Genomic DNA, 14,125 nt, shown 5'->3' with positions numbered 1-14,125 from the left:
CCCTGTTTCAGCGGCTCGGGACGTACCCGAGCTGCTTGTCTACGACGTTCTCGAGGGGGTGCCCCGCGACCCATCGTTCGAAGTTGTCGGTGAACACGGTAACCAGCGCATCGCGCCACCCGGCGAAATCACCCGAATTGTGTGGCGTGATCGAGACATTCGGCATGTCCCACAACGGGTGGTCCGCCGGCAACGGTTCGGAGTCGAACACGTCGAGTGCGGCGCCGCCAATCGTCCCCGACCGCAGCGCCTCGACCAGGTCATCGGTGCGGACGAGCTCGCCGCGGCCGACGTTGACGAACCGTGCCCCTGGCTTCATCGCCGCGAAAGTCTCGGAGCAGAACATGTGCCGTGTCTGTTCGGTGAGCGGCGCCACTGCGACGACGTAGTCGGCGTCGGCGAGCTGTGCGGGCAGGTCGTCCGCCGGCAGAACGACGCCGAAGTCGGGATCGGATTCGTGCCCCCGGCGCCCCGATCCGCGGACTGTCATTCCGGCAGCACGGAGCAGTCGGGCCACCGCACGTCCGATGGGACCGGTGCCGACGATCAACGCGGTGCGCCCCGCGATCCGTTCGGACTCCCGGTGTTTCCAGGTGTGGGACTGCTGCAACCGTAAGGATCCCGGAAGGTCCTTGGCGAACGAAAGGATCTGCGCCAGCACGTACTCGGCGATGGCGCCGTCGAACACGCCCCGTGAATTGGTGATGGTGACGTCGCTGTCGCGGGCCTCGGGAAACATCACCGGGTCTACCCCGGCGGCGGCGATGTGGAGCCACTGAAGCGAGTCGGCCGCGTGCCAGGCTGCCGGGACGGCGCCGCTCAGGAAGTCGTAGAGGAACAAGACATCGGCACCGTCGAGCGCACGAGCCAACCCGGCCTCGTCCGTGTAGCGGACCTCGGCGCGCGAGTCGACCGGCGCCATGAGGTCGTTCCGCGGCAGGACCTGCGCATGGAGCACCGCGACGATCGGTTTTCGACTCACGTTGACACCGTAAGAGTAGCTCGTATGATTGTCAACAATCCGAAAAGGCTCAGGCGTTGCCGAAGCGAAGGTGAGGCCCGGTATTGGAACTGAACATTCCCGAATTCGAAGGGCCAATTGCGCAGCGAGGAATCGGCATCATCGCCCCGTTCGACCTGGCGCTCGAACGCGAGCTGTGGCGATGGGCGCCGCTCGAGGTGAGCCTGCACCTCGCGCGCACCCCTTACGAACCGGTTCCGGTAAGCCTGGAGATGGCAGAACTGGTGTCCGAGCGCCGGCATCTCATGACGGCAACCCGTGACGTGATGCATGTGGAACCCGAAGTTGTCGCGTACCTCTGCACGTCCGGGAGTTTTATCAAGGGCATTGCACACGAACGGAAGCTGTGCGACGCCATCTGTGAGGCAGGCGCCCAGCACGCGATCACGACGTCGGGCGCCCTCCTCGAGGCGATCGAACATCTGGAGCTGAGCAAGGTCTCGGTGATCACCCCCTACGACGCGGCGCTGACCGAACGGCTGCACAGTTTTCTGCACGAAGCGGGAACCGACGTGGTGCGGTCCGATCACCTCGGACTCGGCGGCGGAATCTGGAAGGTCAACTACCGGACGATCGCCGAACGCATCATCGCCGCCGACGACCCCAAATCGGAAGCCATCTTCGTCAGCTGCACCAATCTCCCCACCTACGACGTGATCGCCCCGCTCGAGGCGGAGCTCGGTAAACCCGTCCTCACCGCCAATCAGCTCACGATCTGGGCATGCCTCGGCCGGATGAAGCTCCCGATGTCCGGACCCGGCAAATGGCTCCGCAACGTCTTCTGATCCGACCCCAGACCCCCACAGAGGAGAACGCATGACCCGCTCCCAGGCCCCCACCGTGGGTTTCATCTACCCCGACCACGCGGCCGAGGACGACTACCCGTTCGCCGCGGACATGCTCGGGGTTGACCTGCCGGTCGTGCACATCTACGGCACCGACCTGCACGCCGTGCCCGAACTGCTGGACCTCGGCAGTCCCGAGAAGCTCGCCGGCGGCGCCGCCCTCCTTGCGGAGCAGAAGCCGGACGCCGTCGTGTGGGCGTGCACCTCGGGCAGCTTCGTCTACGGACCCGACGGCGCGAAGCAGCAGGCCGATGCCCTCGCCGCAGCCACCGGTGTGCCCACGTCCAGCACCAGTTTCGCGTTCGTCCACGCGCTGGCTGCCCTCGGGATCACCCGCGTCGCGGTGGCCGCGAGCTACCCGGAGGACGTCGCGAAGTTGTTCGTCGACTTCCTCGCCGCTGCCGGCGTCGAGGTGCTGTCCATGTCGAGCGCCGGCATCGATACCGCCGCCGAAGTCGGATTGTTGAGCCCGGAGGAAGTGGTCGAGCTCGCGGTCGGAAACGATCACCCGGATTCGGAAGCACTCCTCATCCCCGATACGGCGATGAGGACGCTGGGCGCGCTGAGTACTCTCGAGCAGCGCCTCGGCAAGCCGGTCCTCACGGCAAACCAGGTGACCATCTGGGAAGGCCTGCGCCTCGCGGGCCACACGGCGGTGCATCCGTCGTTAGGAACCTTGTTCGAGAAAGGCCACAGTCATGGCTCTGACTGACTTGGAACCCGTCAGTCGTCAATCGACTGCCGAGTTCATCGCGGATCGACTGCGTGACGCCATCATGAAGGGCGCACTCGAGCCCGGCACGCAGCTGGGGGAGGCGGATCTGGCCGCGCATTTCCAGGTGTCGCGCGGGCCGCTTCGCGAGGCCATGCAGAGGCTGGTGTCCGAGGGAATCCTCCACAGCATCCGTCACCGGGGCATCTTCGTGACGGAGCTGACCCTCGACGACGTCGTCGACGTCTATCGGAGCCGATCGGTGATCGAGCGAGGTGCGCTCGAGATGATTTTCGACGACGGGCTGAGGGAGGACGTCTATCGCGCTCTCGAAGCACCTGTCATCGCGATGAAGGCCGCCGCCGAACGGGGTGACGCCGCCGCCGTATCGGACGCCGACCAGCTGTTTCATCAGGTTCTGGTGGAAAGTGCGTCGAGTCCCCGGCTGGTCCGTGCGGCCCGGACCTTGCTGATCGAGACGCGGATGTGTCTGGGCGCCCTGCAGACCACCTATGAGGACATTCGGGAGCAGGCCCAAGAACACGACGAGCTGCGAGAAGCGATCAGAACGGGTACACGTGAAGAGGTGCAGGAATTACTGGCCGAGCATCTCGACGATGCCGTTCAGCGCCTGCGCGCCGATCAGAGGACCTTGTCCTCGTAGAACACCGAAGTAGAGGAACGCGCCGAGGAGGGCATATGACTCAGGTAGCTGAGATCCAGGAACAGACGAACAGCCGCGACCACTACCCGACCCGGATCAGCACCGAGCCGTCCATGATCGCGCGCAGTGAACCTGCTGTATGGGGAACGCCCTCCGACGGCCCCTTCGACTCCGCCGCGCTCGAGCGTCACGAGGCCCGAGGTTTCACCATCGTCGAGAACCTGCTGGGTGCGGACGAGGTCGCCGTCTACCGTGAGGAGCTCGACCGGCTGTCCCATGACCCGCAGATGCGCGAGAGCGGGCGGGTCATCACCGAACGCGGCACGGATGAGGTCCGTTCCGTCTTCGACGTCCACCGGTGCAGTGCGATGGTCGCCGAACTCGTTCGCGACGGCAGAATCCTCGATCGCGCGCGGCAACTCCTCGGCTCCGACGTCTACATCCACCAGAGCCGGATCAACTCGATGCCCGGGTTCAAGGGCACGGGTTTCTACTGGCATTCCGACTTCGAGACCTGGCACGCCGAGGACGGCCTCCCGATTCCCCGGACGGTCAGCTGTTCGATCACGCTCACCGAAAACTTCCCGTTCAACGGCTCGTTGATGGTGATGCCCGGATCGCACAAGAGTTTCGTCCAGTGTGTAGGCGCCACACCCGAGAACAACTACGCGTCGTCGCTGGTCTCGCAGGAAGTCGGGGTTCCTCGGCGGGAGGATGTGACCGACATGGCCGCGGAGTACGGGATCGAGCAGTTCACCGGCGCTGCGGGCACCGCGCTGTGGTTCGACTCGAATGTGATGCACGGGTCGGGCAACAACATCACGCCGTTCCCGCGGTCGAACATCTTCCTCGTGTTCAACAGCGTCGAGAACACTCTCGTCGAGCCGTTCGCCGCTGCGCGTCCCCGGCCCGACTACATCGCGTCGCGCGACTTCACGCCGCTCGGCTGACCTCGGGTGGGCGGCGACGCGTGCCGGCGCGCGCGTCGCCGCTCACCCGGGCAGCTCGTGCAGGACACGGGCGAGGTGGGCGAGCTCGGGAACCTCGGCAGCCTGATCGAGCGCCGTTTCCAGCGTGGCATCGTGGGTGGGGCGCGCCGCGTCCAGGGCTGCTCGGCCCGCAGGTGTGAGTTCGGTATAGATGCCGCGACGGTCGTCGTCGCACAGAATGCGGGTGAGTAGGCCCCGGTTCTCCAATCGATTCACCAACCTGGTGGTGGCACTGCTGCTGAGCGCCGCGGCCCGCGCGAGCTGCGCCATCCGCATATGCCAGCCGTCCTGACGGTTCAGCGCGTCGAGCACCGTGTATTCGACCACGGAGAGGTCGTGGTCGCGCTGCAGTGCACGTTCGAGCTCCGACTCGAGCAGTCCGTGCAGGGCGGCGAGTGTGCGCCAGCCTTGCGACCGGATCTCGACGGCATCATCGGCGACTGCCACTGACCGACCTCCTGTTGTGCGGCTCCAGACCGAGATTACCAGCTTGCGCACATAGAGCGCGTATGCAACTATTTATCACGCGTCTGCAACTACTGCAGGCGCGTGATTAGAGCGCTCGCTCGTATTTTCCGAGTCTGTACGAAAGGGGTGGCTGCGATGCCACTGGGCCTACTCGCCCTCGCCATGGGCGGTTTCGGTATCGGACTCACCGAGTTCGTCATCATGGGACTGCTGCCGGAAGTGTCGGCTGACTTTCAGGTCAGCGAATCGGTGGCCGGTTACCTCATCTCCGGCTATGCCATGTCGGTGGCAGTCGGAGCCATCGTCATCACCGCGGCCGTCACACGCTTCGACCGCAAGCGTGTCCTCCAACTACTGATGGTGCTGTTCATCGGTGGAAATCTGCTGTCGGCGCTGGCCCCCACCTACGACGTCATGATGGCCGGGCGGGTTCTCGCCGCCCTGTGTCACGGCGCGTTCTTCGGCATCGGCTCCGTGCTCGCGGCAGATCTGGTACCCGCGAGCAAGAAGGCGGGCGCCATTGCGACGATGTTCGCCGGACTCACCATTGCCAACGTTCTCGGAGTTCCCTTCGGAACCTTTCTCGGTCAGCAGTTCGGATGGCGTTCGACCTTCTGGGCAATCACCGTCATCGGTGTGATCGCGCTGATCGGGATCGCGACCCTGGTGCCAGCGGTGGATCGTCCGAGCGACCCTGCCTCAACTGGACTTCGCGGCGAACTGCGCGCCTTCCGCTCACCCCAGGTGTGGTTTTCGATCGCAGTTACGATCCTCGGGTTCGGTGGCATGTTCGGTGCCTTCACCTACATCGCCTTCACTCTCACCGAGGTAGGTGGATTCGCCTCCACCAGTGTTCCGTGGCTACTCGTCCTCTTCGGTGGCGGCTTGTTCGTCGGCAACTTCCTCGGTGGGCGTGCCGCGGACAAGGCATTGACCCGCACGCTGATCACCATTCTTGCGGTGCTGACCGTGGTCCTCGTCGTTTTCGCTCTCACCGCCGACAACAAGCCCATGACCGTCGCCGCACTGTTTCTGATGGGTGCATTCGGATTTGCGACCGTGCCGGGACTGCAGATGCGCATCATGAACTATGCGAAGGAAGCTCCCACTATGGCGTCCGGCGCGAATATCGCGGCCTTCAACGTGGGGAACGCACTCGGCGCGTGGCTCGGTGGCATGACCATCGCAGCGGGACTCGGATTCACCTCGCCGATCTGGATGGGTGCCGCACTCACGGTGGGTGCCCTCGCTGTTCTCGGTCTTGCCACCGTGCTCGATCGGCGTCCGGTGCGGTCGGAAGATGAGACAGTGTCGACGGTGTCGGTATAACGACCCGCATCGGTCAGCCGAGCGGTGGAACAGAATTCGTCTGTCGCGCAAGCTCACTCATGCGCTGCGCACGGGCAACCTCGGCTGGCGTAAACGGCTCGTCGACAGCCCGTGTGAAGACGAGCATGTCACCGTCACGGGCCGGGATTTCGAGGAACGCCGTGTTGGCGGGGTGCTCGTTCGACCGGGTCCGGTCGCTGAACGTGTCGACATACTGCGCGCCGAGAAGTTCTGCGATAGACAGGGGGAGTTCGGACGGATCGGCCGCCACCCGCGCCGCCAACGTCAACGCCTTGGTCTGGCCGTCGATCAACGCGAGCGCCGAAGCGGGCCAGACGCCGACATCGAGGCCGCCCGCGGACTCGACGGCAGTCGACAGTGCGTCCGGTGACGTGTCCCGGCACGCGCCGACAATCAACTCGTCGAGCGACCCGCCTTCGAGGTGATGGACATGCACAGTGAGGATGTTCGCGTCGAGCTTCGCAAGGTTGTGGGCAAGCGATTCGAGCTGTCCGGGGCGGTCGCTCACCCGGACGCGGATGCGCCAGAGCGACTGTCCGGTCGCGAAATGGCTGTGCTTCCCCTCGGGCGGGCCGTGCAACCACCCGCTGAACAGTCTCATCGCGGACGGCTCGACGACCCAGATCACCAACACCGTCGTGCTGACGGTGAGCACTGCGACGGTGACGAGGTAGGACACGTGGACATGGATGACCAAGGCATGGAGCACTAGTTCGACGGGAAAGACGGCGCACAGCTTTGCAAGCGCCAGGCGGACGCGGCGGGGGTGCGGGAGCCGACCGCACGCCTCGCACGCGTTGACATGAACTCCGGGTTCTCTCGCGGCATCGTTCATACACACACTGTCGGCGCACCGTGTTGCGACGTCGTTTCACCGCACGTCGGTGATGTGACAGAGGGGCGTGAAATACGTTGGGTCACAGGGTCGACGTGGCTGTCGATACAGAACTCCGTTGTTGTGAGTTGGAGCACGGGGTTCCCGGTCAGACCGGTTGCGCGTCGCCGAAGGTCATTCGGAGGTTGGGGATGGACGACGTGACCAACGCCCGTTTCGGGAGGCCGAGCGACCGCAGTTCTTCGGCAATCGGGTGGCTGCCCAGTTTGAGCTCCGCGCCACCTGGCCGGGACCGGACACCACTCGGGTTCATGTCCCAAGTGGTGAACCGGGTGATCCCATCGAGGTGTGAGTACGCCGCAAGGGAGGCACCGGCACCGGAACCGGGAAGCGATATGCCTTTGGCAACGCTCAGCTGAGCGATCAGCCGGCCATCCTGGCTGACCGACGCCCGCTTGACGGAGCTGACGTGATCGACGTCGAAATCGGCCAGCACTTTGGGGAAACCCCAAATTCCCCTACCGGCGGCGAGGGTGAACTCGCCGTCGACGGGCAGCCGATGGATCAAGGCACCTGCCCGGCCCTTGGCCAGAGCCTTCACATCCTGTGCGACCGAGGTGCTGTCGGTTCGGTGGTCGCGGACCAGGAAGGTCACGCCGAATTCGTTGTAGGGGCCCAAATCTCCGTCCACATAGTCGACGAACACCAGCGCGCAGATGCCGCGTCCGGGCCGGAACTGCAGTATCTCGAGACCGGTGTAGTCGATCAGCGACTGCGCGGCCCCGGTCGGCACCGAGTACATCGCCGTGAATGCCGACGCCTGACGAATCTCCACCGGCATGTCGACTTGCTTGCCCAGCACCTGATGTGAGTTCACGGCGCGACCACTCCGCGCAGTGCGTCCGCACCGAACATGGGCTCGAACATCGAGCGGAAATCGGGTCCACGCCGCAACATCTGACCACCATCGACGTTGATGATCTGGCCGGTGATCCACGTTGATTCGGGCCCGAGCAGGAACTTGGCGAGGGCGGCGATGTCGGTCACTTCACCGACTCGGGCAATGGGCGTGTTGGCCATGTAGTCGTCGAGGACCGGGCCGCCGTCGGTGATGAGCGCGACGAGATCGGTGCGGGTCAGTCCGGGCCGGATGCAGTTGACGCGCACGTGGGACGCACCCAGTTCGTCCGCGGCGAGTCGGGTGAGGTGGTCGACGCCGGCCTTGGACGGGCCGTAGGCGCCGAACCATCGGTGCGTGTTGCTGCTGGCGATCGAGGAGATGGTCACGATGGATCCACCACCCGCGGTGACGAGGGCACGTGCGGAATGCTTGATCGTCAGCATCGTGCCGGTGACGTTCAGATCCACCGTCCGTCGCCACGCATCGACGTCGAGCTGCGTTACCGGTCCCACGGTTTCGTTTCCGCCGGCGCAGGCAACGACCCCGTCCAGCTGTCCGGTGCGCTCGCTCGCCTTCGCGACCGCGCGGACGACATCATCCTCGGCGGTGACGTCGGCGACGACCGTGTCGACGGTCCCGGGCGGGTTGTCGGCTTCGATCCCGGCCGCCGCGGAGGACAGCTTTTCCTCATTGCGCCCACAAATCGTGATGTGCGCTCCTGCCGCCGCCAACGCCGTGGCGATGCCCAACCCGATGCCGCTTCCGCCGCCGGTGACGAGCACCGACATCTTGGCGAGTCCGCTGTCGCCGTCGTTGTTACCCACGTGCTGACCTCCGGTTGTGTGAGAACTCGTGTCAATTCTGAGGCGCCGATCAGCGAGAACTTGCCGCTATACCCCTGTGTCGTATTGAGAACACGTTCTATTATCGGGGCACGGTTCGCAGGATTCAATGCTGAGGAGCACGTCGATGGGGAACAGGCCGGAATTCGATCTGATCGACGGGCGGTTCTACTCGGGCGAACTCGGAGATCCGCGGGAGGCTTACGCCTGGATGCGCGCCCACGAACCGGTGTACCGCGCGGACGGCATCCTCGGGGCGGCCAGCTACGAAGTGGTGCTCACCGCGGAGCGCGATCCGGAGTTGTTCTCCAACGCGGGCGGGATCAGGCCCGGAGTCGGTCCGCTGCCACAAATGATCGACATGGACGACCCACAGCATCTGCAACATCGTCGCCTGGTCAACGCGGGCTTCACCCGCAAGAAGGTAGAAGCCAAGATCGACCGGATTCGCGACATCTGCGACCAGTTGATCGATGCGGTGTGCGACAAGGGTGAGGCGGACTTCGTCCGTGATCTGGCGGCACCGCTACCCATGGCCGTGGTCGGTGACATGCTCGGTGTGCGCCCCGAAGAACGCGACACCTTCCTGCAATGGTCCGACGATCTCATGAATGCACTCGGCAGCAACGTCACCGAAGAAAGCCTGCAGGCCCAGCTGAACGCCTACCTGGCATTCACCGAATTCACGCACCGCACGATCGCCGACCGCCGGAAGAATCCGACGGACGATCTCACCAGCATCCTGGTGCACAGCGAAATCGACGGACACCGCCTCAGCGACGAGGACATCGTCGGAGAGACCCTGCTCATATTGATCGGCGGCGACGAAACCACGCGGCACGTCCTGAGCGGCGGGATGGAACAGTTGATGCGTCACCCCGATCAGCAGGCGAGTCTGGTGCGCGACCCGGACGGTATTCCGGCGGCCATCGAAGAAATGCTCCGCTGGTCCTCGCCCATCAAGAACATGTGCCGCACGGTGACCCGCGACGTCGACTTCTTCGGCACACAGTTGCGACGCGGCGAGAAGATGATGTTGCTGTTCGAATCGGCAAACTTCGACGACACCGTGTTCGACGACCCGAACCGCTTCGACATCGCACGGTCACCGAACCCGCACGTCGCCTTCGGTTTCGGCACCCACTTCTGCCTCGGCAACCAGTTGGCCCGCCTCGAGGCCAGGATCATGTTCGAACAGCTGCTGTCGAGGTTGCCGGACATGACGCTCGTCGACGACGGCCCGCTGCGCCGCCGCCCCGCCAACTTCGTGTCCGGGCTGGAGGAGATGCCGGTGAAGTGGTGAGGCGCTTCGCGCCCGTGAGTGGTTAGCGAGTCTCTGGACTCGTTAACCACTCACGGGCGGCGGAGCCGCCTACTCCGGGGCGCCGATGTTGAGCTCGTCCGGGTGGGCGCCGACGCGTGTGCCGTCGTCCATCGTCTCGATCTCGCTGAGGTCCTGATCGGTGAGCTCGAAGTCGAAGACGTCGATGTTCTCGGCGATGCGTGCGTCGTGCACCGACTTCGGGATGACTATCAGCCCGTTCTGCAGATGCCAACGGATCAGGACTTGCGCCGCAGTCTTGCTGTGCCGGTCGCCGATCCGGGTGATGATCGGGTCGGTGAGGAGCGTGTTGGGTTTCGAGTCGCTACCCCAACCGGAGTTGCTGGTGCCACCCAGCGGGCTCCACGACTCCACCGCGATGCCGTGCTCGGCGCCGTACTTGCGGATGTCCAGCTGCGCGAGATGGGGATGCAGCTCCACCTGATCGACGGCGGGTACGACACCACCCCGATCGACCAGCAGCTGCAGATGTCGTGGCTCGAAGTTGCACACCCCGATTGCCTTGGCCTTCCCCGATTCGGCGATCTTCTCCATCGCATCCCAGGTGCGCAGGATGCGGTCGTCGTCCTGGAGCGGCCAGTGGATGAGGTAGAGGTCGACGTAGTCGAGGCCGAGCCGGCCGAGGCTGGCGTCGAAAGCCTTCAGCGCCGGCTCGTAGCCCTGGTCGGAGTTCCACAGCTTGGTGGTGAGGAAAATATCTTCCCGGTCGACGCCCGAGCCGGAGATTCCGCGCCCGACCCCCTCCTCGTTGCCGTATGCGGCGGCAGTGTCGATGTGTCGGTAGCCCGCCTCGTCGATGGCGAACCGGACAGCGTGTTCGGTCTCGTCGTTGGTGGCCTGCCATACTCCCAGGCCGAGCTGCGGGATGGTGGTTCCGGAATTCAGCACGATGTGCGGTACTCGAGGACTCATGGTGTCCAGGCTATCGACTGTGACGGTGTCCGGCGCGCAACAAGCCCGGCCTGGCATCATGCGGGGGTGACGCAAATCCGGCTCCTCGCGACCGACCTCGACGGTACCCTGTTGCGCTCGGACCGCGTGATCTCGTCCCGCACCGCACACGCGATGGCGACGGCACAGCAGTCCGGAATCGAGATCGTCTGGGCAACCGCCCGGGCCCGCCACTCGGTGCACGAACTGGCGCAGTCGTGCGGATTTCGTGGCCGGGCTATCTGTGCCAACGGCGCCGTGGTCCTCGACCTCGCCGACGGCACCCCCGTGGTGACGGCCACGACGTCGATCGCGATGGCCTCAGCGTCGGCCGCAATGAGCAGGGTGCGGACGCTGCTGCCGGGGGTTGTGTTCGCGAACGTGGGACCCACCCGCTTCGTCGCCGAGCCGGCGTATGCCGCGCTGTGCGACTTCGCCGACCACCACCGGCACCCCCACGACATGTCGCTGTCCGAGCTGCTGCCCGACCTGGACGAGCCGATGGTCAAGATCGTCGCCCGACACCCGGAGGTGTCGAGTTCGGACCTGTATCGGACGGCGCTGTCCGCCGGCGTCGACGGTGTCGAGCTGACACATTCCGGCGCGCCGTACGTCGAAATGGCCGCATCGGGTGTGTCGAAGGCCAGTGCACTCGCCGAACTGTGCGCCGTCGACGGAATCGGAGCGTCCGAGGTGGCCGTCGTGGGTGATGCGATCAACGACCTGCCCATGCTGGCCTGGGCAGGGACGGCACTGTGCCCGTCTAACGCCATAGCCGAGGTCCAGGCGCTGGCCGACCGTGTGCTGCCGAGCAACGACCAGGACGCCGTCGCCACGTACCTGGAGGAGCTGGTAGGCGCTTCGCGCCCGTGAGTGGTTAACGAGTCCACCGTCTTCGATGGACGGACTGGCTGTTTGTTTCCTCGGGCTCTACGACGTCAACACCTTCTAGTTCGAAGCCGAGAAGAAGACGATCTGCGCAAGGTCGGCTACTCGAGTGAGCTCGAGTAGCCGACCCGTAGATCGTGGTTGGACTCCTGGTCGAAACCGCACCGGATTCCACTTGGTAAATCGGCTGTTTCGAAGAGAACCACAACGCGGTTCGCTGACGTCTGGCCTGGGCGCTCGGCACTTGACGCTTGGCATGACGGCATGCCGGCTCTGCAACAGGAGTGGTCCTGGTGCAGGGTCGGCAAAGTGTGTGTCGCGCCTGGGGGTCAGGCAGCTCGGGGTCGGGCCTGGTGGTGCGCGGGTATGGGTGTGCGTTTCCAGTCGACTTGCCGGGGTGGGATGAAGGCGGGGTGCCGGTCTGCTCCCATTTCGATTTCCCAGTCGCTGTGGTGGAGCAGTCGGTGATGGAACCCGCAGAGCAGCACCAGGTTGTCCATGTCGGAGGGCCCACCTGTGGACCAGTGGACGATGTGGTGGCCTTCGCACCATGAGGGTGGCGCACCGCATCCGGGAAATGCGCATCCTCGGTCTCTCGCGACCAGCGCTTTTCGTTGTCGTTTGGTCACTGTCCGGGTGGTGGTGCCGAGGTCGAGTGGCGCGCCGTGGTCGTCGAGGACGATCGGCGTGTAGATCGAGTCGCAGCTGAGGAGCCGAGCCGCTCGCAGGCTCAGCGGTCCCATCCACTCGGTCCACGCGACCCCGTCGACGGCGAACAGCGACGCGTCGGTCGCGCAGGCGCCGCGCTGATCTTCTGCGCCGGCGTGGTCGGCGTGGTCGGCGAGGTCTTTGACGTTGATGTGGAGGGAGACGTGGGGTCGTTCTCCGCCTTCTTCGCCGGCGATTCCGGCGTTGAGGTACCGGCGCAGCAGTTCGGTGAACCCGTCGGCCCTGCGCTGTCCGGGGGTGCGGTTGTCGGTGGTTCCGTCCTGCGCGGGTCGCGGCTTGGAGAGTCCGGAGAGCGCGGAGAGCAGCATTTCGCCGGTGACGGCGTCGAGGTCGCCTTTGACGGCGACGCGTCCGTTGAGTGTTCTGGAGGCGTGGAATTCGTTGAGTTCGGTGTCTTCGGCGGGCGGCGGGTCGTCGGATTCGAAGGCGCGTTCGAGTCGAGCGATGACGGCACGCACGGCGTCGGTGTTGGCGGTAGGACCGCTCGCCGCGAACAGCAACGCGTCTCGGCAGTCGCCCATCGCTTCGACTGGCATGCCTTGGGGCGGCCTCTCGCAGAATTTCATGATCAGTGCGGCGTGCTCCGCCGATATAGTGGTGTCGAAGTATGCGTCCGCGATTTCCGGTTGGGAACGTAAACCTCGTCCCAACATTACGATTCGTCCCGCCGCACCGACCTCGAGCAATGTCTTGGAGGCCAGCCACATCTTGGTGTTCGGAAATCCCAGCACATCGACCTTGCAGCGGTGGTCGACGGCACCGACCAGTCTGACCCGCAAAGCCTCGAGTCGCTGAATCTCCTCCGACACGGCAACCACCGATGCGAGCAACTCGGCCTCGGCCAGACGCCACGCATCACCGACCGCAGTCGCCAGAATCTCGTCCGACGCCAGTGTCTCGTCCGGCAACGCCCCCTGGATATCCTCCCCGATCCCCATGTCGAAATCCTACTTCGAACGCGTGTTCGAGTCAATGGCTTGCCGATACCGCCCAACCGCGTCGTCGTCAAGCGGACAATGGCGGCATGGCAACTACCGGGGTGGTCCGTAGCTGGGACATCGGGAGGATGCAGGGCATCATCGATTCCGACGAGACGCCGGGTGGATGCTGGACGTTGTTCCACAGCGTGGCGGTCGAGGGCTTCCCCGCACTTCGCGAGGGCCAGCAGGTGGAGTTCGAGTGGGACGTACTCGACAGCCCCATGCTGGGGTGCGATTTCTACACGATTCGCGCGTGGCCCGTGGGCAGCGAACCGTACGTCGCGCCGCGATCGGACAGCCCGTTCTCGACCAGGGCGTGGATCACCTTTCCCGATGGCACGGGGAGGGAGATGACCGAAGCGGACTTCCCTCCCGTGCCGCCACGCGTACATGCCGAGAGAACCACCGGTATTGTGCGCACCTGGAACGACGAAGAGGGCTGGGGTGTGATCGATTCCGACGCAACCCCCGGTGGCGCGTGGACGCATTTCAGCAACGTCGCCGGCGCAGGCTTCCGTTCGCTGACGCCAGGACAGCATGTCACCTTCGAGCCCGAGAGAGTGGTCAGCGGGACGCAGGACGGCTACCACCACCGCGCTCTGGACGTTCGGAAAGCAGAATAGATCTGC

Annotated in this window: 15 protein-coding genes; 8 read left to right on the top strand and 7 right to left on the bottom strand. The window is 64.8% G+C overall.

Features of this window, described 5'->3' with window-relative positions:
* Positions 1–7 precede the first annotated feature (7 nt).
* Positions 8–982: a D-2-hydroxyacid dehydrogenase gene (locus JQT59_RS34225; RefSeq protein ID WP_213574014.1), complete on the bottom strand. Its 975-nt coding sequence runs from the start codon at positions 980–982 to the stop codon at positions 8–10.
* A gap of 83 nt (positions 983–1,065) precedes the next feature.
* Here JQT59_RS34225 and JQT59_RS34220 point away from each other — a divergent pair, with 83 nt between their 5' ends.
* Genes JQT59_RS34220 through thpD form a run of 4 tightly spaced genes read left to right on the top strand, consistent with a single transcriptional unit; the run spans position 1,066 to position 4,192 of the window.
* Positions 1,066–1,806 carry a maleate cis-trans isomerase family protein gene (locus tag JQT59_RS34220; protein WP_159919109.1) on the top strand — a complete coding sequence of 247 codons (741 nt, stop codon included), beginning with the start codon at positions 1,066–1,068 and terminating at the stop codon, positions 1,804–1,806.
* A 31-nt stretch (positions 1,807–1,837) separates the two neighbouring features.
* The gene (locus tag JQT59_RS34215) at positions 1,838–2,578 is read left to right on the top strand and encodes a maleate cis-trans isomerase family protein (protein WP_109326678.1); all 741 of its coding nucleotides are present in this window, start codon (positions 1,838–1,840) and stop codon (positions 2,576–2,578) included.
* Positions 2,565–3,242 (top strand): GntR family transcriptional regulator, encoded by a 678-nt coding sequence (locus tag JQT59_RS34210; protein WP_208962743.1) that lies wholly within the window; start codon positions 2,565–2,567, stop codon positions 3,240–3,242. Before JQT59_RS34215 ends, JQT59_RS34210 begins: the two co-directional genes overlap by 14 nt.
* A 35-nt stretch (positions 3,243–3,277) precedes the next feature.
* On the top strand, positions 3,278–4,192 hold the full coding sequence (gene thpD, locus JQT59_RS34205; protein ID WP_213574012.1) for an ectoine hydroxylase: 915 nt from the start codon (positions 3,278–3,280) through the stop codon (positions 4,190–4,192).
* 42 nt (positions 4,193–4,234) lie between these two features.
* On the opposite strand, the gene JQT59_RS34200 is transcribed toward thpD, so the two are convergent.
* Positions 4,235–4,678 carry a MarR family winged helix-turn-helix transcriptional regulator gene (locus tag JQT59_RS34200; protein ID WP_213574010.1) on the bottom strand — a complete coding sequence of 148 codons (444 nt, stop codon included), beginning with the start codon at positions 4,676–4,678 and terminating at the stop codon, positions 4,235–4,237.
* Positions 4,679–4,834: 156 nt separating this feature from the next.
* Here JQT59_RS34200 and JQT59_RS34195 point away from each other — a divergent pair, with 156 nt between their 5' ends.
* Entirely contained in the window at positions 4,835–6,028 is a 1,194-nt protein-coding gene (locus JQT59_RS34195) for an MFS transporter (RefSeq protein ID WP_213574008.1), read from the top strand.
* A gap of 13 nt (positions 6,029–6,041) precedes the next feature.
* Here the strand turns inward: JQT59_RS34195 and JQT59_RS34190 are convergent, their stop codons facing one another.
* From JQT59_RS34190 to JQT59_RS34180, 3 genes are all read right to left on the bottom strand, one after another.
* Positions 6,042–6,884 carry an amino acid-binding protein gene (locus JQT59_RS34190; RefSeq protein WP_213574006.1) on the bottom strand — a complete coding sequence of 281 codons (843 nt, stop codon included), beginning with the start codon at positions 6,882–6,884 and terminating at the stop codon, positions 6,042–6,044.
* A gap of 148 nt (positions 6,885–7,032) precedes the next feature.
* Positions 7,033–7,761, bottom strand: a complete 729-nt coding sequence (locus JQT59_RS34185) for an acetoacetate decarboxylase family protein (protein WP_213574004.1) — start codon at positions 7,759–7,761, stop codon at positions 7,033–7,035.
* Entirely contained in the window at positions 7,758–8,573 is an 816-nt protein-coding gene (locus JQT59_RS34180; protein WP_249354691.1) for an SDR family oxidoreductase, read from the bottom strand. The genes JQT59_RS34185 and JQT59_RS34180 overlap by 4 nt, the downstream gene beginning before the upstream one ends.
* 181 nt (positions 8,574–8,754) lie before the next feature.
* Here JQT59_RS34180 and JQT59_RS34175 point away from each other — a divergent pair, with 181 nt between their 5' ends.
* The gene (locus JQT59_RS34175; RefSeq protein ID WP_213574000.1) at positions 8,755–9,930 is read left to right on the top strand and encodes a cytochrome P450; all 1,176 of its coding nucleotides are present in this window, start codon (positions 8,755–8,757) and stop codon (positions 9,928–9,930) included.
* A gap of 69 nt (positions 9,931–9,999) precedes the next feature.
* On the opposite strand, the gene JQT59_RS34170 is transcribed toward JQT59_RS34175, so the two are convergent.
* Positions 10,000–10,881, bottom strand: a complete 882-nt coding sequence (locus tag JQT59_RS34170; protein WP_213573998.1) for an aldo/keto reductase — start codon at positions 10,879–10,881, stop codon at positions 10,000–10,002.
* A 66-nt stretch (positions 10,882–10,947) separates the two neighbouring features.
* Here JQT59_RS34170 and JQT59_RS34165 point away from each other — a divergent pair, with 66 nt between their 5' ends.
* On the top strand, positions 10,948–11,772 hold the full coding sequence (locus JQT59_RS34165; protein WP_213573996.1) for an HAD family hydrolase: 825 nt from the start codon (positions 10,948–10,950) through the stop codon (positions 11,770–11,772).
* A 344-nt stretch (positions 11,773–12,116) separates the two neighbouring features.
* On the opposite strand, the gene JQT59_RS34160 is transcribed toward JQT59_RS34165, so the two are convergent.
* Positions 12,117–13,454, bottom strand: a complete 1,338-nt coding sequence (locus JQT59_RS34160; protein WP_213573994.1) for an HNH endonuclease signature motif containing protein — start codon at positions 13,452–13,454, stop codon at positions 12,117–12,119.
* A gap of 86 nt (positions 13,455–13,540) precedes the next feature.
* Here JQT59_RS34160 and JQT59_RS37415 point away from each other — a divergent pair, with 86 nt between their 5' ends.
* Positions 13,541–14,119 (top strand): cold-shock protein, encoded by a 579-nt coding sequence (locus JQT59_RS37415; RefSeq protein WP_249354026.1) that lies wholly within the window; start codon positions 13,541–13,543, stop codon positions 14,117–14,119.
* Positions 14,120–14,125: the final 6 nt, after the last annotated feature.

The organism is Rhodococcus sp. USK13 (assembly GCF_018343855.1).
GTDB classification, from domain to species: domain Bacteria; phylum Actinomycetota; class Actinomycetes; order Mycobacteriales; family Mycobacteriaceae; genus Rhodococcus_F; species Rhodococcus_F oxybenzonivorans.
This window is presented reverse-complemented; position numbering and strand designations above follow the sequence as displayed.